This window comes from Sphingomonas sp. R1 (genome assembly GCF_025960285.1).
Lineage (GTDB): Bacteria > Pseudomonadota > Alphaproteobacteria > Sphingomonadales > Sphingomonadaceae > Sphingomonas.
This window is the reverse complement of sequence record NZ_CP110111.1, coordinates 3,399,055-3,418,912: the sequence shown is the minus strand read 5'-3', so window position 1 is coordinate 3,418,912 and position 19,858 is coordinate 3,399,055. Positions and strand designations below refer to the sequence as shown.

The window sequence follows — 19,858 nt, the reverse complement described above, 5'->3', positions numbered from 1 at the left end:
CTTCCGCACGGGAGCATAGCCCACCCCATGAAGAACCTAGAAAAAAAGATCATGCAGGCTTTTGAGGATCGGATCTTCGAAGGCGCGCTACCCGGAGAGCTGGAAGGACTGGACGACGCCGAGCGGACGGAAGTCGCGCGGTTCGTCGCGGAGACGGCGGCAGAGCGCCCGCCGCGTACCGTGCGGCTCAATCTCGAAACCTATCAGGACGATGCCAGTCGAAAGATGCGGCTCGCCGTGATCAACGACGACATGCCGTTCCTGGTCGATTCGATCGCCGGGGCGATCGCCGCTTTCGATCTCGGCATCTTCCGCATCATCCACCCGATCCTCCCGATCGAGCGCGACTCCGCGGGCCTCGTCACCGACATCGGCGAGAAGGCGAAGGATGCCTCGCCCGAGTCGATGATCTACATCGAGATGGAGCGCGCCGACGCCCGCACCCGCCGCGCGCTGACCAGCGAGATCGAGCGCGTGCTGGAACATGCTCGCGACGTGGTGTCGGACTGGCGGCCGCTGCAGCAGGCGATGTCGATCGACGGCGCCCGCGTGCCCTCGCGCGAAGGCGAAGCGCTGCTCCGCTGGTTTGCCGACGATGCGATGACGCTGCTCGGCCATGAGAAATGGACCATCGGCGGCGAAAGCAGCGACCAGATCGGTCTTGCCCGCTACACCCATGAGGTCCCGCTGCTCGCGGATACCTCGCGCCGCCTCGCGGTCGATTATTTCGAGATGGGCGGCGAGATTCCGCTGCTCCTCAAGTCCAACGCTACCTCCACCGTGCACCGCCGCGTGCCGCTGGACATCGTCGTGACGCCGATCATGACAGGCCAGGACGTGACCGGGCTTTCGATCCACTATGGCCTGTGGACGAGCCAGGCCCTCAATACGCCCCCGGCGATGGTGCCGATGCTGCGCGGGCGCATCGAGATGCTCGAATCGAAGTTCGGCTTCGATCCGGCCGGCCATACCGGCAAGGCGATGACGCACGCGCTGACCGGCCTCCCGCACGACCTGACCACCGCGTTCGACCTCGAGGCGCTGGAAAGCCTGGTGCTCACCGCCATGTCGGTCGCGGACCGTCCGCGCTCGAAGCTGGTGCTGGTGCGGTCCACGCTGGGCCGCCACCTGTTCGCCTTTGTCTGGCTGCCGCGCGAGCAGGTCGCCGCCGGCCACCGCGAGACGATCGGCACCATGCTGACCGAGGCGGCGCACGCCAAGATGATCAACTGGTCGATTGCGCTGGAAGACGGCGTGCTGGCGCAACTGCGCTACACGCTCGACCTGCGCGGCGACACGACCATGCCGGACGAGGCCGAGCTCGACGCGCGCATCGCCCGCATGGTGCGCGGCTGGGCGCCGGCGGTGGAAGCCTGCCTCAACGAGCTGGCCGGCAGCGGCGCGGCGCGCCTGTCGCTGCGCCTCGCCAACGCCTTCCCGGACGTCTACCGCCTCACCCACACGCCCGAGGAAGCTGCGCAGGACATGGTGCGGATCGGCGGGCTGGAGGACGAGCATGCCCGTTCCGTGCGGATCGTGCCGCTGCGCGAGGAACCGGGCAAGTACCGGATCAAGCTCTACCGCCTGGGCGGCGCGCTCGCACTGTCGGACGCGGTGCCGGCGTTCGAGAATTTCGGCTTCCGCGTGCTCGAGGAAGTGCCGACCGAGCTGACCAACGGCGCCTTCATCCACGATTTCAAGGTGGAACCGGCGAACCGCAGCGACATGCTGGACCGCGACCCGGCGATCGTCGAGGCCGCCATCGCTGCGGTGCTCGAAGGCCGGGCGGAGAACGACTTGTTCAACCGCCTGATCGTCGAAGCGGGCATCACGCCGGACGCGGTGGTACTGCTGCGCGCCTGGTTCCGTTATCTCCGCCAGACCGGCATGCTCTACGGCCTCGGCACCGTGGTCGACGCGCTTCGCCGCGCGCCGCTGGTGGCACTTGCCCTGGTCGAGCGGTTCGAGGCGGCGCACAACCCTGCCCGCGCCGACGACGAGGAAGCCGTCGACCTGGCAGAAAAGACCATCGACGCCGGCCTTGCCCAGGTTTCGGCGATCGACGACGACCGCATCCTGCGCCTGTTCAAGGGCGTGGTGCTGGCGACGCTGCGCACCAACGCCTATGCGCCCGCGGGCGCCGAGGCGCTGGCGTTCAAGCTCGATTCCGCCAAGGTGCCGGGCCTGCCGGCGCCGCTCCCCTGGCGCGAGATCTGGGTCTACAGCCCGCGCGTCGAGGGCATCCACTTACGCGCCGGTCCGGTCGCGCGCGGCGGCCTGCGCTGGTCCGATCGCCGCGACGACTTCCGCACCGAGATCCTGGGCCTGATGAAGGCGCAGCGCGTGAAGAACGCAGTGATCGTGCCGACCGGCGCGAAGGGCGGCTTCTATCCGAAGCACCTGCCCAGCCCCGCCCTCGATCGCGATGCGTGGCTGGCCGAGGGTACCGAAAGCTACCGCATTTTCATCCGCGCGCTGCTGTCGATCACCGACAACATCGTATCGGGCGAGGTCGTCCACCCGCAGGGCGTGACGGTGCTGGACGGCGAGGACCCCTATTTCGTCGTCGCCGCCGACAAGGGCACGGCGACCTTCTCCGACGTTGCGAACGCGCTGGCCATCGAGCGCAACTTCTGGCTGGGCGACGCCTTCGCCTCGGGCGGCAGCGTCGGCTACGACCACAAGGCAATGGGCATCACCGCCAAGGGCGCGTGGGTGTCGGTACGCCGCCACTTCCTGGAAATGGGCACCGACATCCAGACGGAGCCGGTGACCGTGGCGGGCGTGGGCGACATGTCGGGCGACGTGTTCGGCAACGGCATGCTCCTGTCCAAGGCGATCCGGCTGGTCGCCGCATTCGACCATCGCCACATCTTCCTCGATCCCAACCCGGATCCCTCGACCAGCTGGGAGGAGCGCGCCCGCATGTTCGCGCTGCCGCGTTCCAGCTGGGCAGACTATAATCCGGCGCTGATTTCCGAGGGCGGCGGCGTGTTCCCGCGCACCGAGAAGTCGATCCCGCTCAGCCCGCAGGTGAAGGCGCTGCTCGATCTCGACGTCGACAGCATCGATCCCAACGGGCTGATGATCGCGATCCTCAAGGCCCGCGTCGGGCTCCTCTGGTTCGGCGGCATCGGCACCTATCTGAAGGCGGCGAGCGAGAGCAACGGCGAGGTGGGGGATCCCGCCAACGACCGCATCCGCATCAATGCCGAGCAGGTGCGCGCGCAGGTGGTCGGCGAAGGCGCCAATCTGGGCGTCACCCAGGCGGCGCGCATCGCGTTCGCGCGGAACGGCGGCCGTCTCAACACCGACTTCATCGACAATTCGGCCGGCGTCGATTGCTCGGACAACGAGGTCAACATCAAGATCGCGCTCAACCGCGAGATGATCGAGGGCCGCCTGGCCTTCGAGGACCGCAACACGCTGCTCGCCTCGATGACCGACGACGTGTCGCACCTGGTGCTGGAAGACAACCGCCTCCAGACCCTGGCGCTCTCTTTCATGGAGAATGACGGCGCGCTCGACCTGCCCAGCTATGTGCGGGTGATCGAGATCCTCGAATCCAGCGGCCGGCTCGACCGCGGCGTCGAAGGGCTCGGCTCGAACGAGGATCTGCTGCGCCGTGCCCAGGAAGGCCGCGGGCTCACCCGGCCGGAACTGGCGGTGCTGCTCGCCTCGGCCAAGCTGGCGCTGCAGGACGCGATCGAAAAGGGCGATCTCGGCCATGATCCGGCGCTGGTCGGCGATCTCCACGCTGCCTTCCCGAAGGCGATGCAGGAGCGGTTCGGCAAGGCGATCGACGAGCATCGCCTGCGCAGCGAAATCGTTGCGACCAAGCTGGCGAACCGGGTGGTCAACCGCCTGGGCGTGCTGCACCCGTTCGAACTGGCCGAGGAAGAAGGCGCCGCGATGCGCGACATCGCCGCGATGTTCGTGGTCGCCGAACAGCTGCTCGGCCTGCCGGCGCTGTGGGAAGCGGTGGAAACCGCCGAGATCAGCGAAGGCGCCCGCGTCGCACTGCTCGACGAGCTTGCGGTGGCAGTGCGCGGCCAGATTGCCGACCTGCTGCGCATCACCCGGCCCGGCGCGAGCCCGGCGGAGGTGATCGAGCGCCTGCGCCCGGGCATCCAGGCACTGGGCCGCGAGGCCAAGGGCCTGATGCTCACCGAGGTGCGCGCGCAGGCCGACCGGATCTGCGGCAAGCTCACTGCCGCCGGCGCGCCGCGCGAGCTGGTGGACCAGGTGGTGCATGTGTTCGAGCTGGACGGCTGTATCGGCCTTGCCGATCTCGGCCAGCGCCGCGGCATCGACGAGCTGGTGCTCACCCGCGCGTTCACCGCGCTGGGACAGGCGCTGGGCCTCGACTGGGCCCAGGCGACGGCCGCGCGGATCACCACCGGCGATGTGTGGGAGCGCCTGCTGATCGCCGGCCTCGCGCGCGATTTCCAGCAGCTGCGACTCGACTTCCTGGGTCGCGTCGAGGGGCAGGATCCGCAGGCCACGGTGGATGCGTGGCTCGCCGAGCACCGCGCACGCGTCGACCAGTTCAGCGCGTTGGTGCGGCGTGCCCGCCAGTCCGCGGTGCCCAACGCTGCGATGCTCGCGCAGATTGCGGGACAGGCCCGGGTGCTGCTCGGCCGCGAATGACCGGAACCCGCCGCCCTCTCTTGGAGAGGGCGGCGGGCCTTCCCGCTCGTCGGTTCAGACGGGCTCTGCGGTGCTCGCCTCGGGCTGGCGCAGCGCCGTGAGCGACGGCGGCACGAGCTCGGGATAGTTCCACCACGCAAAGCCGCCCCAATTGGCTTCGGCCGCGGCAATCGCCGCCGCCGCGGCGAGCACCTTCGCTACCGATTCCTGCCCGCCGCACTGTGTCGGCGCGACGCCGATCACCACCGCGTCACCGACAGCCGCCGGCCGATGCGTGCCATACCATCCGGCGATGAGTGCCAGATTGGCCTCGAAGGAGCCGAGGCTCGGCGTTTCGCAATATTGATAATATTGCACGTTGAACCATTGCGGATAGGCATAGCCGCTCGCCGCCAGCAGCTCGGGGAAGAAACTGTGGGTCTGCATCTGCGACAGCATCGGCGATCCCGAGACGATCAGCCCCGGCACGCGCGCGGCGAGATCGGCGAGGAAAGCGGCAACCGCGCCTGGGTTGGCCGAATTTTCCATGTCGATATCGACACCGTTCAGGCCATAGGCCGTCAGGAACGCGGCGACCTCGGCGGCACAAATGTCAGGCGCGCTGCCGATATGGGTCCAGTCGTCGGGGTTGTCGGCACCACCGATCGACAGCAGGAACGTGGCGCCGTTGGCCGCGGCCGCCTTCACCGGCGCCATCGCCGCGGCCATGGACGGGTCGGTCGCGGCGACGTTGTTGATCACCAGCCCCCAATCCTGCTGCCCGGTCGCCCCCTTGGCGTTGAAATGCCCGAAGCAGAGAATGAACACCGATGCCGGCACCGCCAGCACGGGCGTCCAATATTGCACCGGCGTCTCTGGCACCGGCGGCGACGCGTTGGTCGAGTAGACGATCGGCTGTCCGCTCGAATTGAAGTTGTAATAGGGCCCTTGAACGTAGATGACGTTCCGTTGTGGCAATGATGCAGCATCCCCTGCCATGGCAATCCTCTCCTGTTTTTCTCGCATCGCATCGCGAAAATTCTCGATCGATGCGGCGAGGAGTGTACCGCTGCCTCGCAGGATGGGGAAATTTACGCCCGACAAAGCAAGGCTTTGATCCAGGCCATGATTCAGCATTTGCCGCCATTTTGGAGACGACTTCTACCGTGCGGGCGCTATCCATGCGGCCAGCCGGTCCAGCATTTCCACCAGGTCTTCCGGGAAGATCGGCTCGGCATGGCCGGGGATCTCGTCGCGCGTGAACCAGCGCCAGCCGCGCATCACCCGCTGCTCGAGCGCCGTATGGCCTGCGGTGTCGATCGCCTCTGCATCGGTGCGGACGAGGAAATAGCGCTCGTCTGCCCAGACCGGCACGCCTTCGATGGTCACGAACTCGACGATGCGCTGTGCAACCTCCGGCCCCGTATCGGCGCGAATGCCGGTCTCCTCCCACAGCTCGCGGCGCGCTGCATCGGCATAGCCTTCGCCCGGATCCACCGCGCCGCCCGGCGTGCACCAGAAGGGCGGTCGGTCGCTGGGATCGAACCGGAACAGCAGCACCCGACTGTCTTTGTCGAGCAGCAGGATCCGCGCCGCCGGGCGGGCGATACGCGACGTCACTCGCCCGGCGCCGTCGCCTTGATCGCCAGCGCGTGGATACGGGTGGCGAGCAGGTCGGCGAGCGCATGGTTCACCTTGCGCTGGCGGGCGACACGGTTCAGCCCGGCGAATTCGGGGCTCTCGATGGTGACGGTGAAATGGCTTTCGCCCGTGCCGTCGTCCCCCAGATGCCCGCGATGCTGGGCGCTGTCGTTGCTGACATGAAGGTGCGACGGGGCGAGCGCGGTGCGCAGGCGATCGGCGATCAGATCGCCCAGAGGGCCAGTGGCGAGGTCGGTCATCGCGCCTATATAGGCGGTTTGTTCGAGGGAGTCGCGTGGCTAGCCATCAGCCGAGAAGGGATCGTCCGAATGCCCGTTTCCACGGTCGCGTGGAAGCGGAGGGAAGGTTGTGCGCACAGCCGGGCTGCAACGCTCCCGGCGAGTTTCGGGCGCCCCCGCTGGAGGGCGCGCGCAGCAGCTTCGACGGGCCGCCGCCGTTTCGCTGGCTGTGCCTGGACCATGTCCGCGCGTTCAATTCGGGCTACAACTTCTTCGCGGGCATGAGCCCGGACGAGATCCACGAGGCGCAGCGCCCGATCGCCGGCTGGGAACGCGAGACGCGCGTGTTCAGCGCCAATCCCGACGTGCCGCCGCGCTGGGCCGATTTCGCCGATCCGCTGGATGCGATCGGTGCGCGCTATCGCGACCGGATGAAGGATCGCGGCGAGCGCAAGGACGGAAGGCCGCTTTCGGGTGCGGATCGCGATGCACTGAAGGTGCTCGACCTGGAGATCGACTGCGACCGCACCGCACTCCGGAAGCGCTATTCGGAACTGGTCCGCAGATTTCACCCGGATCGCAATGGCGGGGACCGCAGCCATGAGGCGCGGCTGCAACGGGTGATCGCGGCGTATCAGCAGTTGAAGGGATCGGCAGCGTTCGCTTGAGGGCGGCGCCGCGCGCGATCAGGCACGCCCTTCGGAGTCCAGGCGTCGTGCCACAGCCTCCAGTTGCTCGGCAACGGCAGACCAGCCTTGCTCGAAGCCCATCGCGCGATGCGCATCGCAGCTCTCCTGCGTCCAGTGGCGTGCACTCGCTCGGTAGCGCGTTCGCGCGCCGTCGGGCTCGAAGGACCAGGTACCGACCATGAACGGCGCCTGCGGGATCCACCCGAACCGGAACGCATCCGTGGAAACCACGCGACGCCCCGGCACGACCTCCAGAAACACGCCTTCCAGCCGCTGCTCCTCGCCGTTCGGGCCGCGCATGACGATGGCGGTTCGGCCGCCGGGCCGCAGATCCTGCTCGATCACCTCGGTGGTCCAAGGCCGCGGGCACCACCATTCCTCGAAATGTTCGGAGAAGGCACGCCAGCACGCCTCGACGGGCGCATCGATCAGCCGCTCGACCGACAATTCGCGCGTTTCACCCATGCCTACGCCCCAGCCCCGCTCAACAGGCCGAACAGCGCGCCATCCGGATCCACCGCCTGGAGCACGCGCTCCCCGCCCGGCACGTCCATCGGCCCGTTGACCACGGTCCCGCCGGCACCTTCCACCCTGCCCTTGGCCGCGTCGACATCCTCGACCCGGAAATAGAAGCTCCAGCCGGGCTTGGCCCCCGGGGGGCAGCCCATGATCGCCCCCATCGGGTCGCCGCCGTCATGGCCGATGAAGCTGTATTCGCCCAGCGCACCCATCGGCATGCCGCCCATCCGGGTGAGGCCGAACTGGCGATGATAGAAGCCGAGCGCCCCGTCGGCGTCCGGCGCGTAGAGTTCGTTCCAGCCGACATGGCCGAGGCCGTGCCGCTGATAGACGCTACTGGTCGCCCCCTCGGTGGCGCCGCGCATCACGTAGAAGGGAATGCCCTGCGGGTCGGTGACCATCGCGATGCGGCCGACACCGGGTGCATCCCAGCCAGGCACCAGCACCTTGCCCCCTTCCGCCAGGATCGCCGCGACGCTCGCATCGACATCGTCCACGCCGAAATAGGCCAGCCAGGTCGGGCTGGCCCCTGCCGCGCGCATCGCATCGTCGAGCTGGAGCATGCCGCCGGCATGGCCATCGGCCGCCCCGAGCATCCGATAATCGGGGCCGCCCGGCATGGCAGCGCCCACCTGCCAGCCAAGTACTGACCCGTAGAAGGCCGCGGCGCGATCCGCGTCCTGCGTCATCAGTTCATACCAGATGATTTCGCCCTGCCGGTTCGTCATGCCGCTCTCCCCTGCATTCAGCCGTCGCCACGATCGACGATCGGTTCGAATCCGCCCCAGAACATGCGCTTGCCGTCGAACGGCATGGTCCGCCCCTGCATCTCGGGCGCTTCCATCAGCTTGCCCCAGCCGGCATCGCGCGTCGCCTTGTCCGGCCACAGCACCCAGGCGAACACCACCGCCTCTCCCGCCTCCGCCAGCGTCGCCCGGTAGAAGTCGGTGGCCGTGCCGTGCGGCACGTCCTCGCCCCAGCCCTCCAGCACCCGAACCGCGCCGAACCGGAGGAACAGCGCTGCCGCATCGTCTGCCAGCGCGCGATAGGCGTCCTTTTCGGCCTCGGGCACCGGGATCACATATCCGTCGAGATAGGCCATCGGTCCTTGCTCCTTCCGGTCAGGCATCGCCCTCGCGTTTGGCGCCCTTGAGCAGCGCGACGATCGCCATGGCGTGGCCATGGCCGAGCCCGAACCGCTCCTTCAGATCGGCGACGATCGTCCCGGCCTTGAGGTCGCCGCGAAGGCGGCCGGCGTCGGTCCATCCCTTCTCCGCGGCATAGGCGCGAAAGTCGCCGGGGCTCTGCCCGGTCTTGGCCTGGATATTGTCGAGATAGGCTTGAAACGACACGGCTGCCCTCGTCCGCTCAGGCTTCCGCGGGCGCCATCGCGGTGGCGGCGGCGGCCATGTCCATGTAAAACGGCTCGAACACATGCCCGTCGGGATCGGTGAAGGTGCGACCGTACATGAAGCCCATGTCCTGCACCGGCCGGAGATCCCCCGATCCGCCGCTCGAAGCCGCCGTGTCGACCAGCGCGTCGACCGCAGCGCGATCATTCAGCGGCAGCGCGATCAGCACCTCTGTCACCGCGGTCGCATCGGCGACGGCACGCGGAGTAAAGGTCCGGAAGAAGTCGCGGTGGAGCAGCATGAAGGTGAGCGCCCCGGACCAGACCATCGCGCTGGCGGTGGGGCCGCTGAACTGCCGGTTCATCGTGCAGCCGATCGCTTCGTAGAAGGCAGTGGCGCGCGGCACATCCGCGACAGGCAGGTTCACGAATACCGGCTGCACCATCATTGCTCTCCCCGGCGGGCTTCGCTGAGTCGCCGCCTGCTTGATTCGTGCATCGCCCGGTCCTAAAAAACAACCGTGAAGTTAGAAAATATAACCACTATTAAACGGCGCTACGCGGATGCGTGCGGCACTGCACTGGCGCTGGAGTTCGTCGGCGAGCGCTGGGCGTTGCTCATCATCCGCGAACTGCTGCTGGGCCCGCGGCGTTTCGGCGAAATCCGCGCCGGGCTGCCGGGGCTGAGCGCCAATGTTCTCACCCAGCGACTGGCAGGGCTGGAGGCGGACGGCATCGTCGTGCGCGAGAAGCTGCCGCCGCCCGCGAGCGTGCAGGTCTATGCGCTGACGCCCTGGGGCTATGAGGCCGCGCCCGTGGTGCTGGCGATGGGTCGCTGGGCGCTGCGCTCGCCCCGCCATGATCCCAGCCAGCCCTTCTCGCGCGTGTCGCTGATGCTGGCTCTGCGCATGCTGTTGTTGCCGGACAAGGCCGAAGGTTGGGCGGGGACAATCGGCTTCCGGCTGGGCGACGAGACCTATCGCGTGACGGTCGGGAACGGCAGCCTGGGGATCACGCGCGGCCTGCTCGCCGGTGCCGAGGCGGTATTCGTGGGCGAACCCAATGATTTCCTGCCCGTGTTGTTCGGCACCATGCCGCTTGGCCTTGCGTTGTCCGCCGGCAGATTCAGCGTGGAGGGAAACGTCGCTCGTGCGGCTGACTTTGCCACGTTGTTCCTGCTGCCGCCCAAGATAGCCGCCTGACCTGCACACTGGGACATGCGGTTGCAGTGCGGCAAACAAGCCTCTAGGTCCCGTGCGGACTGAAGGATTCAAGACGATGGCCGATATCCCCAACACCCTGCCCGACAGCCGGGATTCCACGATCCTCGACGCGCCCGACAAGATGGTGAAGGTGCGCGACCTGTTCGGGATCGACATCGACATGGAAGTCCCCGCGTTCAGCGAGGCGGACGAGCGCGTGCCGGATCTCGACCCCGCCTATGTGTTCGATCCCGATACCACCCTCGCGGTACTGGCCGGCTTCGCGCACAACCGCCGCGTGATGATCCAGGGCTATCACGGCACCGGCAAGTCGAGCCATATCGAACAGGTGGCGGCGCGGCTGAACTGGCCGTGCATCCGCATCAACCTCGACGCGCATATCAGCCGCATCGACCTGATCGGCCGCGACGCGATCGTCCTCAAGGACGGCCAGCAGATCACCGAGTTCCGCGAAGGCCTGCTGCCCTGGGCGCTGCAGACCCCGACGGCGTTGGTGTTCGACGAATATGACGCGGGCCGCCCGGACGTGATGTTCGTGATCCAGCGCGTACTGGAGACCGAGGGCAAGCTGACCCTGCTCGACCAGAACCGGGTGATCCGCCCGAGCCCTTGGTTCCGCCTGTTCGCCACCGCCAACACGGTGGGCCTGGGCGATACCAGCGGCCTGTATCACGGCACCCAGCAGATCAACCAGGGCCAGATGGACCGCTGGAACATCGTCGTAACGCTCAACTATCTGCCCGCCGCGACCGAAGCGCGGATCGTGCTCGCCAAGTCCGGCGAATATGACAAGCCGGGCGGCAAGGAGACGGTGGAGAACATGGTCCGCGTGGCCGAGCTCACCCGCCGCGGCTTCATCAACGGCGACATCTCGACGGTGATGAGCCCGCGTACCGTGATCACCTGGGCGCAGAACGCGCTGATCTTCGGCGATGTCGGCTTCGCCTTCCGCCTGTCGTTCCTGAACAAGTGCGACGACGCCGAGCGGGCGCAGGTGGCAGAATATTACCAGCGCGTGTTCGGCAAGGATCTGCCGGAGAGCGTGGTCGGCCGGGCCTGAGCCCTAGCGGGTCCCGAGCCGCCAGCGCAACGCGCGGACAAACGGCTCGGGATCGTCCAGGCGGAAGGCGATGGCGCGGCGCGGGCGGCGTCCGGGAAACGGCTCGTGCAGCCGCAGGATGAGGTTGGGCCAGGCAAGCAGCCCGGCGTTGAGCGTCTCCCGATTCTTTACCTGCGCCGCGTTGAACGCGGTCTCGAGACCTGCGATCGTCTCATAGGGCACGAAGCGGTCGATCAGCAGTCCGGTACGCACCCGCACCCCGTCGGGTGTCAGCAGTACCGGATACAGGCGGAACGACTTGATCAGCGCGATCATGTAGATCAGTCCGACATCGCTCACCACGAACAGCACATAGGCGGCAAATGCGCTCCAATGCGCGAGCAGCAGGTGGTGGATCGCCATTTCGATGCCCTGCAGCACCAGCAACGTGATCGCCATCGGCGTCAGGTGCCGATGATAGGCGAAACCCTGGCAGCCCGCGGGCACCTCGGGCGCCGCGCCCCAGCGAAACAGCCCCAGATGCAACAGGCGGAGTTCCGCCGCCGCGAGACGTAGCAGCGGCGCGGGAAGAAGTTCGGACAGGGCGGCGATCCACCGCGCCTCTCCCGGGTGGCGGAGCGTGCGCCATGCCGCCGCCGCCGCCCATGCCAGGTGGACCGCGACCACCGATGCCATCGCGCCGGCAAGCATCGGCAGACCGAGCAGCGCGTCCCGAATGGCGGACGGCGCGGCCACGAGCACGGCGAAGATCGCCAAGGCCAGCCCCGCGACAATCTTCCGTGCCCCAGGCCGGCGGCGCGGCGTGCGGGCAATCAGCGAGAGCAGCCGGCTGTCGCTCGCGATCCACAGGAACAGCAACCCGGCAGGCAGCGGGTGCGCGAGTGCGAGCGGCGTTCGCACCGCCCATCCGGCGAGGGCGACCATGGCAATCGGCAGAAGCCGTATCCAAAGGCGCGAACGGCGGTGTGCAAGCGGCGTGGCGGTCATCGGCCTTCCCCCGAGGTGGCAAGGCCTTAGCACATTGCCGCAGCTCAGGTCTGCAGTCGCCCCGAGCGGTCCTGAAGCAGCCAGAAGCGCGTGTAGCGTTGCAGGCGGGGCAGGATGATCCATTGCAGGGTTGCGGTCAGCAGGAGCGACGACGGCAGCAGCTGGAGCGGAAGTGGCGCCTGGTGAAGCAGTGTTCGCGTCGCGGCGCTGAACACCAGCAGCACCGGAAACACGGCGAGCCACGTGGTGATGAACCGCTTCCACTTACTGGCGCTGGCGTCGCTGGGCAGATCGAAGGCGATGCGATCGCCCGACTGGATCTGGCGTCGCGCCGTCGACCAGCCATCGGCGATCGCAACATGGGCGCGGACCGCGGGGCTGTCGTGCCAGGCGTCGGCGCGCGCCTGATCGTCGAAGCGGAACAGCAAATGCTGGAACCCGGCGGTCTGGCCGAGCCGTATCGCGGCGCGATAGCCCGGCGCAGTCCGTGCCAGCCGTTGCAACGTCTCCACCCAGGCTTCGAACTCCTGTTCGTGCCCCGCGCGGATCGCGCGGCTGGTGACGACGGTGGCGGTTTGCGGCGGATCGGCGGGCATGGCGCCTCAACGCCGCCACCGCCGATCGCGTTGCCCCTTCAAGCAAGCCTCAGCCGGCGTTGTCGAATGTCCGTACCTCGACCGACGCCTTGTCGAACCCGTCCAGCAAACGCGCATTGACGCCCATCTTGCCGAAATCCTCGCCCAGCGTCGCCCAGTGCGTACCGCACCCGCAGGCCGGACAGTGATGGATCCCGATCAGCCGATCGCCCCAGACATAGGCGACCGTCTCCCCGCTGACGCGCACCTGCTCGGGCGGGTAATATGCGGTACGCCATGCGGTGCGGCGGCAGAGCGAGCAGTTGCAGTCCGCCACCCAGGCGGGTGCATGGGGCACCTCGAGGCGGACACGGCCGCAGTGGCAGCTTCCTTGCACGGGCATGCCCCCATGTACCCCATCGCGCCGCGCGCGGCGAGTGTCCTAGGCGTCGGCCCAGCGGCGCAGCAGATTATGATAGACGCCGGTCAGTGCCACCACCTCGTCGTGCCCCTGCCCGAGCGCTGTAGCCAGCGCCTGGATCGAGCGGTCGAGATCGAACAGGATCCGCCGTTCGCCGTCGTCGCGCACCATCGACTGGAGCCAGAAGAAGCTCGACGTCCGCGCGCCACGCGTCACCGGCTCCACCCGGTGAAGGCTGGACGAAGGGTAGAGGATCGCGTGCCCCGCCGGCAGCTTGACGCTCTGCTCGCCGAACAGCCCCTCGATCCGCAGTTCGCCGCCGTCATAGGCTTCGGGCGGCTCGAGGAACACGGTCATCGACAGGTCGGAGCGGATGCGGAAGTCGCTGCCGCGCTGGATGCGGATGGCATTGTCGACATGAGTGCCGAACGCCTGCCCGCCGGCATAGCGGTTGAACAGCGGCGGGAAGACCTTGAGCGGCAGCGCGGCCGCCACGAACAGCGGCGAGCGGGCGAGCGCATCGAGGATGATCGCGCCGGCCTTGCGGTGCGCCTCGCCGCCTTCGGGCAGCTGTTCGTTGCGCTTGGCGAGCGCCGATTGCGCACCCGAAGTGACGTTGCCGTCGACCCATTCCGCCGCATCGATGATGTCGCGGATCTGCGCCACTTCGGCGGCGCTCAGCAGGTCGGGAATGGGGATCAGCACAGGTGGGACTCCAGCTCCGGCCAGGGCGAGCGGCGGAGCCAGTCGCGGGCCTTTTCGACAAAGGCCGGGGTCGCGGTTTCGCGGCAGCGGGTCAGCCAGTGCGCCGCCGTCTCCAGCAGCCCCTCGCCCGCCAGCATGCGGGCATGGTTGAACGCGCCGCGGAAGTCGCCGCCCTCGGCCGCGCGGGCATAGCAGTCTGCGGCCCTGGCCATGTCTTGCGGCACCACCCAGCCATCCTCGTGGAAGCTGCCGACATAGTTGATCGCCTTGGCATTGCCCGTCGCCGCGGCCTTTTCGAACCAGGCGAGCGCGGTGGCCTTGTCCTCGGTCAAGCCTTCGCCGAGCGCGAGCGCCGTCGCGTAATTGTACATGCCCCAGTCGAGCCCGCGTTCAGCCGCGACGCGAAAGCATTCGGCGGCACGCACCTTGTCGATGCCCACGCCCCAGCCGAGATCATAGCAGCGCCCGAGCATGTTGAGCGCCATCAGATCCCCCGCGCGGGCGGCGCGGCCGAACCAGTCGAATGCCTCCGCTTTGCGGCCCTGGTCGAGCAACATCTGCCCCCACACCGCCTGCGCCTCGGCGATGCCGGCCTCGGCCCCCTCCCGAATCAACGCCGCCCGCGCCTCCGGCGTACCGGAGAGGCGGGCGGCGATATCGTCGGCGCTGAGGGCGTCGAGCGAGACGCGCATCAGAACTTTACGTTCAGCGTCGCGAAGGCCGAACGGCCCGGCGCGATCGTCGCATAGTGCGAAGTATAGGCCTGGGTGTAATAGGTCTTGTCGGTAAGGTTCTGGATGTTGGCGCTGATCCGGATCTTGTCGGTCAGCTGATAGCCCGCCTGCGCATCGAAGCGCCAGTACGAGGGCACGGTGCGCACCAGAAGCTTGGTGGCCGGACTGACCGTCACCACGCCCGCCGCATTCTGGGTAGCGGTGCGGTTGTCCTGATAGCCCCCGAACACCCGGCTCATATAATAGGCGCCGCCGCCGAAGCTGAACCGACGCGTCGGCTTGATGTTGGCCGACAGGGTGAAGCTGTCCCTGGCGGTCTGGGTCGCCTGGCGCCCGGTGTTGACCGAGGGGACGAGCACCGTCTTGGCCGCCTGGGTGCCGACCGCCGCCGCCGTGAGCGCGGTGAAGCCGCCATCGACGATCTTCGGATCGAGGTGGGTATAGCCGCCGAACACGGTCAGCCACTTGGTGACGTTGCCGTTGAAGGTCAGCTCCACGCCGCGGATCCGACGCTTGCCGACAAACTCCACGGTGTTGTCCGCGCTGGTGACACGGGCATTGTCGGTGTCCGTCTGGAACAGTGCCAGGCCCAGCGCGAGTTGCTCGCGGAACAGGTTGGCCTTGGCACCGATCTCATAGGACTTGGTCTTTTCCACCTTCAGGCTGTCGAGCAGCGCGAGGGCGGTGGTGGTGTTGGTGGTGCCGAGCGCATTGCCCTCCTGCCCTTCCCCGAGCAGGCTGTTCGGCGGGGTCGCAGCGGTGGCATAGCTGGCGTAGAGGCTGGTGTTCTTCGTCGGCTTGAAGACCAGGCCGGCCTGCCAGTTGAACAGGTTGTTGGTCTTGCTCAGGCTGAAGGTGCTGGTCGCGGTCGCCGCCTGGCCGGGGGTGACGGTCGATTCGAAATGATCGTAGCGCACGCCGAGGTTCAGGATCAGCTGCGGCACCAGCGTGATCGAATCGAAGCCATAGACCGACACCGTGTGCGCGTCATTCTGCGTCTCGGTGATCGGCGCGCCCTTCACGATCGCGGTCGGCGTCGTGGAGGTGTCGCTGGCGTAGTTCACCCACGCATCGTTCGGGTTCGGGTTGAACACGCTGGCGCAATAGAAGCGAGCGATCGTCGCACTGTTGCAGCGCGGGCTGATCGTGGACCCATTCGCCGAAACCAGGGCGCCCCGTCGCGCCTTTTCCCAGCTGATCTCGACGCCCGTCGAGAAGCTGTGCTCGATACCGCCGGTCTTGAACGTGCCGAACAGATCGGTCTGGTTGGTCAGCGTCTCGGTATAGCCGTAGCGCGTGTTGCCGCGACGCCAGACATAGCCGCCGGTGAGCACGTCGCCGCGCGCGCCCGCCTGGCCGGTCGTCGGGTTGGCCGTGGCCGTGCCGTAGATATTGCCCTGGCTGTCGTCCGGCAGCGTGAAGATGTAGGACTGGTTGGTATAGCCGTAGCGCGCAGTGTTGCGCAGCGTGACGCCGCCAAAGTCATGCTCGGCGCGCAGGGTCGCCTGGTGGACCTGCGTATCGCGGAAATCGCGGCTGGCCACGCCGTAGAAAGCGGACCGCGAAACCGTCCCGGTCTGCCCACCCATGGTGGTGAAGCTGCCCATCACCGGCTCGCTGTAGATCGTGCCGGTACCCGGCGCGTTGGCCAGCGTGTAGCGGAAGGGAATGCCGCTGTCGGGCAGTTCGTGGCTTTCGGTATAGTAATAGGCGGCGGTGAGACGCGTGTCGGTGCCCATGCCGAGCGTGATCGAGGGCGCGATGCCCCAGCGGCGGTTCCAGATCGCATCGCGGCCGGCGACATCTTGATCGTGGAACATGCCGGCGATGCGAACGCCGATCTTGTCCGTGACCCGCTCGTTCACGTCCAGCGTGAAGCGGCGGAAATTGGCGGTCCCGACGCTCGCCGAGCCCGAGACGAAGTTGCCGGCAACCGGCAGCTTCGAGATGATGTTGATCGAACCGCCGGCGCTGCCGCGGCCGCCCAGCGTCGAATCCGAGCCGCGGACGATCTGGACGCGATCGGTGGCGAACACCTCGCGGGTCTGCGCGCCGATGTCACGCACGCCGTCGACGAAGGTCGAGCCCTGGCTGTCAAAGCCGCGGATGAAGGGACGATCGCCGATCGGATTGCCGCCCTCGGCCGCGCCGAAGGTGATGCCGGGCACGGTGCGCAGCGCATCGGCCAGCGTGGTCGAGCCGGTCTGGTTGATGATCTCGTCGGTGAGCACCACCACTGAGCGCGGCGTATTGACTACCGGCGCCACCGCCTTGGGGCCCACCTGCTCGGCGGCGCGCTGGCCGTTGACGACGATCCGGTCCTGATCGTCGGGATCCGATCCCGTGCCGTCGGAATCGGCATGGGCGGGCGCGGTGGCGACAAAGCCTACACAGGCGAGCGCGAGAAAGGCGGGAAGGCGGGAAGACGACGCAGGAGAAGAGGAACGCAACGCAGGATACCCCCGAGGCATTATTGTTACGGGCCTGCTATTGCGAGCGCCTCGCAGAGTCAACGCTAATGCGAGCGGTTTGCAGAAAATCTTCCCGGGCCGCGTCGTGGCCCGGGCAGTGTTCCCTTTTCCTTATAGGTCATACAAGCGTCGCGAGGGTCGCAATCGCGCACACCAACAGCACCCCGCCCAGAGTTTCGCGCTTCGAGTGCCGGTTCCACTCCCAGAATCGATAGCCGGCGAACAGGGGCATGTTGCGCCGCAGGCCGCCGCCGTGACGCTCGATCCATTGATACTCGCGTTGCGTGATCTCCCGAGCGACGCACACCGCGATGGCGCAGAACGCGCCCAACCAGGCGCCTTGCACCATTCCCACCCCGAGCAGCCGAGCGAGCAGTACGGTTGCCGACTGGAGGGCAATAGCAAGGGGAACATGCGCGAACACGCTCTCGGTAACGCGGAAAATCGCATCCAGTTCAGCGCGCCGGGCAGGCACCTGCCGGTGGACAAGGTGCGGCGTTTCGGGAATGATGGTAACGCTAACTACAAACCAGGAGGAGAGGAGCATGCAGCAGCGCACTCCAGGCGCGCTTGCCGGACTGGGCCGGATCTTGCGGCGGGGCCTCGCCCTGTCGACGCTGATTCTGGCCGCCACCCCGGCGCTGGCGCAAAACGACAAGATGAACGCGATCGCTACGCCCGCACAGCCCGGCGCCATCCCGCTCGGCACCGGTCCGCTGCCGGGCGCGTCCGCATCTGAAAGCTGGCACAGCCAATATGGCAGCGTCTTCGCGCGCAACGTTACCGCGGCGACGCTCACGCCCTTTCTTCCCGATCCCGCCAAGGCGAACGGCACGGCGGTGATCGTCGCTCCCGGGGGCGGCTTCACCTCGCTGTCGATGCAGAATGAAGGCTGGGACGTTGCCAAGGCGCTCGCCGCACACGGCGTCGCCGCGTTCGTGCTCAAATACCGGCTGAACCAGACGCCGCAGGATCTGGCCGGGTACGAGGCGGCGATGAAGGCGCGGTTCGCGGGCGGCGCCGGTGGTCCGCCCCGGGTGGACCCCAAGGCGATGATGGCCGGCATCGCGACGCAGGTGGCCGATGCGCGCGCGGCCTTCGCACTGGTGCGCAAGCGTGCCGCCGAGTGGCATGTCCGGCCCGATCGCATCGGCATGGTCGGCTTCTCGGCGGGCGCGATGCTGACGCTGGCGACGACGCTGGACGGCCAGGATGCCAAGCCCGCCTTTATCGGCACGATCTACGGGCCGCTCAGCACGTTCGACGTTCCGGCCGACGCGCCGCCGCTGTTCGTGGCGCTGGCAGCGGACGATCCGCTGTTCGGCAATGCAGGCTTCGGGCTGATCGACAGCTGGCGCGCCGCCAAGCGCCCGGTGGAATTCCACCTGTTCGAACAGGGCGGCCACGGGTTCGGCATGTATCCCAAGACGACCACCAGCACCGGCTGGTTCGACGAGTTCGTCCGCTGGATGACCATGCACGACTGGATCAAGGCCGGGGCCTGATATCGGGGGCGGGCATGCCGATGACGATTCCGCACGCCCGCCCTTGCCGCGGAAGCATCCACCCCGCATGGCCGGCCGGGTTCGGCAACAGGGGCTGTCATCTTGCGGATCGCCAGCGTTCAGTGTTTTCCCCTTGCCGATGACGCGGCGGCCGCTTGCGCCCAGATCGTCGACCGGTTGCACTGGGCAGCGCAGGCGGGCGTCGACCTGATCCTTTTCCCCGAGGCGTTTCTGCTCGGCCACAGCTATGATGGCGAAGTGATCCGGGCGCGGGCTGCGCGGGCAAGCGACACGGCGCTGCCCCAACTGTGCCGCGAGGTGGCGGCGTTCCCGACCACCCTGGTCGTCGGCGCCTTCGAACTGGTGGACGGCGCCATGCTGAACAGCGCCCTGGTGATCGAGGGCGGGCGCATCGCGGGGCGCTATGCGAAGGCGCATCCCAACGAGCCGGGCGTAACCGCGGGCCAAGCCTTTCCGACCTTCCAGCGGTCGGAGAGACGCTATGGCATCAACGTCTGCAACGATGCCAACCATCCGGAGGCCGCCGCCCGGCTGGCGGCTGGGGGCGCGGATCTGATCCTGTATCCGCTGAACAACGTGCTGCGGCCGGAAACCGCCGAACGCTGGCGCACGAAGAGCCTGGAAAACCTGATCGCGCGCGCCCGTCAGACCGGATGCTGGGTGGTCTCGTCGGACGTAGCCGGAAGGTCGGGCGATCGCCTCAGCTATGGCTGCACCGCCCTCGTCGCGCCGGACGGAACGGTCGTCGCGCGTGTGCCGGAGATGCAATGCGGCGCGATCCTGCACGATCTGTCGTAGCGCAGCCTCCGAGCGCCGACGACTAGCGCGCGCTGCGGGCCGCACCCGCCATCAGCCAGGTGCGGATCGCGCTTGCCAGGTTCGGCGGGTCGTCGGCGCTGATCCGGGCATGGTCGATTGCCGCAACCAGCGCGCTGAGCGGCAACGCGGCATCCCCCGCCGCCGCTTCCAGCGCCGCCCAGAAGATCGGCTCCAGGCTGATCGAGGTAGGATGCCCGGCGATCGTGATCGAGCGCTTTACCGGCCCGTGAAAGCCCCCGGACGGCGGCACGATCTCCAGCGCCATCGCA

General features: G+C 67.7%; 22 protein-coding genes. 6 read left to right on the top strand and 16 right to left on the bottom strand.

Features of this window, described 5'->3' with window-relative positions:
• Positions 1-27 precede the first annotated feature (27 nt).
• Positions 28-4,650, top strand: a complete 4,623-nt coding sequence (locus tag OIM94_RS16385) for an NAD-glutamate dehydrogenase (protein ID WP_264607746.1) — start codon at positions 28-30, stop codon at positions 4,648-4,650.
• Between the two features lie 54 nt (positions 4,651-4,704).
• On the opposite strand, the gene OIM94_RS16380 is transcribed toward OIM94_RS16385, so the two are convergent.
• The 3 genes from OIM94_RS16380 to OIM94_RS16370 all read right to left on the bottom strand — a co-directional run bounded on the left by OIM94_RS16380 (position 4,705) and on the right by OIM94_RS16370 (position 6,530).
• Positions 4,705-5,628, bottom strand: a complete 924-nt coding sequence (locus OIM94_RS16380) for a glycosyl hydrolase family 18 protein (RefSeq protein ID WP_264607745.1) — start codon at positions 5,626-5,628, stop codon at positions 4,705-4,707.
• Between the two features lie 162 nt (positions 5,629-5,790).
• The gene (locus OIM94_RS16375) at positions 5,791-6,249 is read right to left on the bottom strand and encodes an NUDIX hydrolase (protein WP_264607744.1); all 459 of its coding nucleotides are present in this window, start codon (positions 6,247-6,249) and stop codon (positions 5,791-5,793) included.
• The gene (locus tag OIM94_RS16370; protein ID WP_264607743.1) at positions 6,246-6,530 is read right to left on the bottom strand and encodes a BolA family protein; all 285 of its coding nucleotides are present in this window, start codon (positions 6,528-6,530) and stop codon (positions 6,246-6,248) included. The genes OIM94_RS16375 and OIM94_RS16370 overlap by 4 nt, the downstream gene beginning before the upstream one ends.
• A 107-nt stretch (positions 6,531-6,637) precedes the next feature.
• On the opposite strand from OIM94_RS16370, the gene OIM94_RS16365 reads away from it, so the two are divergent.
• Entirely contained in the window at positions 6,638-7,177 is a 540-nt protein-coding gene (locus OIM94_RS16365; protein WP_264607742.1) for a J domain-containing protein, read from the top strand.
• An 18-nt stretch (positions 7,178-7,195) separates the two neighbouring features.
• On the opposite strand, the gene OIM94_RS16360 is transcribed toward OIM94_RS16365, so the two are convergent.
• The 5 genes from OIM94_RS16360 to OIM94_RS16340 are packed head-to-tail and all read right to left on the bottom strand — an operon-like array spanning position 7,196 to position 9,514.
• Positions 7,196-7,663 (bottom strand): SRPBCC family protein, encoded by a 468-nt coding sequence (locus tag OIM94_RS16360; RefSeq protein WP_264607741.1) that lies wholly within the window; start codon positions 7,661-7,663, stop codon positions 7,196-7,198.
• 2 nt (positions 7,664-7,665) lie between these two features.
• Positions 7,666-8,445: a VOC family protein gene (locus OIM94_RS16355; protein WP_264607740.1), complete on the bottom strand. Its 780-nt coding sequence runs from the start codon at positions 8,443-8,445 to the stop codon at positions 7,666-7,668.
• Positions 8,446-8,462: 17 nt separating this feature from the next.
• On the bottom strand, positions 8,463-8,846 hold the full coding sequence (locus OIM94_RS16350) for a DUF1428 domain-containing protein (protein WP_319801131.1): 384 nt from the start codon (positions 8,844-8,846) through the stop codon (positions 8,463-8,465).
• Positions 8,839-9,069 (bottom strand): DUF4287 domain-containing protein, encoded by a 231-nt coding sequence (locus OIM94_RS16345; RefSeq protein ID WP_264607739.1) that lies wholly within the window; start codon positions 9,067-9,069, stop codon positions 8,839-8,841. The genes OIM94_RS16350 and OIM94_RS16345 overlap by 8 nt, the downstream gene beginning before the upstream one ends.
• A 16-nt stretch (positions 9,070-9,085) precedes the next feature.
• Positions 9,086-9,514, bottom strand: coding sequence for a VOC family protein (locus OIM94_RS16340; protein ID WP_264607738.1), 429 nt, complete (start codon positions 9,512-9,514; stop codon positions 9,086-9,088).
• A 75-nt stretch (positions 9,515-9,589) separates the two neighbouring features.
• Here OIM94_RS16340 and OIM94_RS16335 point away from each other — a divergent pair, with 75 nt between their 5' ends.
• Both OIM94_RS16335 and cobS read left to right on the top strand, forming a co-directional pair.
• Positions 9,590-10,270 (top strand): winged helix-turn-helix transcriptional regulator, encoded by a 681-nt coding sequence (locus OIM94_RS16335; protein ID WP_264607737.1) that lies wholly within the window; start codon positions 9,590-9,592, stop codon positions 10,268-10,270.
• A 76-nt stretch (positions 10,271-10,346) separates the two neighbouring features.
• Positions 10,347-11,351 (top strand): cobaltochelatase subunit CobS, encoded by a 1,005-nt coding sequence (cobS, locus tag OIM94_RS16330; protein WP_125972285.1) that lies wholly within the window; start codon positions 10,347-10,349, stop codon positions 11,349-11,351.
• 3 nt (positions 11,352-11,354) lie between these two features.
• On the opposite strand, the gene OIM94_RS16325 is transcribed toward cobS, so the two are convergent.
• From OIM94_RS16325 to OIM94_RS16295, 7 genes are all read right to left on the bottom strand, one after another.
• Positions 11,355-12,338: a hypothetical protein gene (locus tag OIM94_RS16325; RefSeq protein ID WP_264607736.1), complete on the bottom strand. Its 984-nt coding sequence runs from the start codon at positions 12,336-12,338 to the stop codon at positions 11,355-11,357.
• Positions 12,339-12,382: 44 nt separating this feature from the next.
• Positions 12,383-12,934 (bottom strand): antibiotic biosynthesis monooxygenase, encoded by a 552-nt coding sequence (locus tag OIM94_RS16320; RefSeq protein ID WP_264607735.1) that lies wholly within the window; start codon positions 12,932-12,934, stop codon positions 12,383-12,385.
• A gap of 49 nt (positions 12,935-12,983) precedes the next feature.
• On the bottom strand, positions 12,984-13,316 hold the full coding sequence (locus tag OIM94_RS16315) for a GFA family protein (protein WP_264607734.1): 333 nt from the start codon (positions 13,314-13,316) through the stop codon (positions 12,984-12,986).
• A 39-nt stretch (positions 13,317-13,355) separates the two neighbouring features.
• Positions 13,356-14,039 carry a Fe2+-dependent dioxygenase gene (locus OIM94_RS16310; RefSeq protein WP_264607733.1) on the bottom strand — a complete coding sequence of 228 codons (684 nt, stop codon included), beginning with the start codon at positions 14,037-14,039 and terminating at the stop codon, positions 13,356-13,358.
• Complete coding sequence (locus OIM94_RS16305) at positions 14,033-14,731, bottom strand: tetratricopeptide repeat protein (RefSeq protein ID WP_264607732.1); 699 nt, start codon at positions 14,729-14,731, stop codon at positions 14,033-14,035. The genes OIM94_RS16310 and OIM94_RS16305 overlap by 7 nt, the downstream gene beginning before the upstream one ends.
• Positions 14,731-17,223, bottom strand: coding sequence for a TonB-dependent receptor (locus OIM94_RS16300; protein ID WP_264607731.1), 2,493 nt, complete (start codon positions 17,221-17,223; stop codon positions 14,731-14,733). The genes OIM94_RS16305 and OIM94_RS16300 overlap by 1 nt, the downstream gene beginning before the upstream one ends.
• A gap of 139 nt (positions 17,224-17,362) precedes the next feature.
• On the bottom strand, positions 17,363-17,791 hold the full coding sequence (locus OIM94_RS16295) for a hypothetical protein (protein ID WP_264607730.1): 429 nt from the start codon (positions 17,789-17,791) through the stop codon (positions 17,363-17,365).
• Between OIM94_RS16295 and OIM94_RS16290 the strand changes: the two genes are divergently transcribed.
• Entirely contained in the window at positions 17,790-18,749 is a 960-nt protein-coding gene (locus tag OIM94_RS16290) for an alpha/beta hydrolase (protein ID WP_264607729.1), read from the top strand. The two genes, OIM94_RS16295 and OIM94_RS16290, sit on opposite strands and share 2 nt — an antisense overlap.
• Before the next feature lie 102 nt (positions 18,750-18,851).
• Complete coding sequence (locus tag OIM94_RS16285; protein ID WP_264607728.1) at positions 18,852-19,568, top strand: carbon-nitrogen hydrolase family protein; 717 nt, start codon at positions 18,852-18,854, stop codon at positions 19,566-19,568.
• A 22-nt stretch (positions 19,569-19,590) separates the two neighbouring features.
• On the opposite strand, the gene OIM94_RS16280 is transcribed toward OIM94_RS16285, so the two are convergent.
• Positions 19,591-19,854: a ribbon-helix-helix domain-containing protein gene (locus OIM94_RS16280; RefSeq protein WP_264607727.1), complete on the bottom strand. Its 264-nt coding sequence runs from the start codon at positions 19,852-19,854 to the stop codon at positions 19,591-19,593.
• Positions 19,855-19,858 lie beyond the last annotated feature (4 nt).

Bases quoted from the DNA above. Each gene is read 5' to 3' on its own strand.
- OIM94_RS16340 (WP_264607738.1), bottom strand. From the start codon at position 9,514: ATGGTGCAGCCGGTATTCGTGAACCTGCCTGTCGCGGATGTGCCGCGC.
- OIM94_RS16320 (WP_264607735.1), bottom strand. From the start codon at position 12,934: ATGCCCGCCGATCCGCCGCAAACCGCCACCGTCGTCACCAGCCGCGCG.
- OIM94_RS16290 (WP_264607729.1), top strand. From the start codon at position 17,790: ATGCAGCAGCGCACTCCAGGCGCGCTTGCCGGACTGGGCCGGATCTTG.
- OIM94_RS16325 (WP_264607736.1), bottom strand. From the start codon at position 12,338: ATGACCGCCACGCCGCTTGCACACCGCCGTTCGCGCCTTTGGATACGG.
- OIM94_RS16305 (WP_264607732.1), bottom strand. From the start codon at position 14,731: ATGCGCGTCTCGCTCGACGCCCTCAGCGCCGACGATATCGCCGCCCGC.
- OIM94_RS16370 (WP_264607743.1), bottom strand. From the start codon at position 6,530: ATGACCGACCTCGCCACTGGCCCTCTGGGCGATCTGATCGCCGATCGC.
- OIM94_RS16350 (WP_319801131.1), bottom strand. From the start codon at position 8,846: ATGCCTGACCGGAAGGAGCAAGGACCGATGGCCTATCTCGACGGATAT.
- OIM94_RS16360 (WP_264607741.1), bottom strand. From the start codon at position 7,663: ATGGGTGAAACGCGCGAATTGTCGGTCGAGCGGCTGATCGATGCGCCC.
- cobS (WP_125972285.1), top strand. From the start codon at position 10,347: ATGGCCGATATCCCCAACACCCTGCCCGACAGCCGGGATTCCACGATC.
- OIM94_RS16295 (WP_264607730.1), bottom strand. From the start codon at position 17,791: ATGCTCCTCTCCTCCTGGTTTGTAGTTAGCGTTACCATCATTCCCGAA.
- OIM94_RS16385 (WP_264607746.1), top strand. From the start codon at position 28: ATGAAGAACCTAGAAAAAAAGATCATGCAGGCTTTTGAGGATCGGATC.
- OIM94_RS16280 (WP_264607727.1), bottom strand. From the start codon at position 19,854: ATGGCGCTGGAGATCGTGCCGCCGTCCGGGGGCTTTCACGGGCCGGTA.
- OIM94_RS16315 (WP_264607734.1), bottom strand. From the start codon at position 13,316: ATGCCCGTGCAAGGAAGCTGCCACTGCGGCCGTGTCCGCCTCGAGGTG.
- OIM94_RS16380 (WP_264607745.1), bottom strand. From the start codon at position 5,628: ATGGCAGGGGATGCTGCATCATTGCCACAACGGAACGTCATCTACGTT.
- OIM94_RS16355 (WP_264607740.1), bottom strand. From the start codon at position 8,445: ATGACGAACCGGCAGGGCGAAATCATCTGGTATGAACTGATGACGCAG.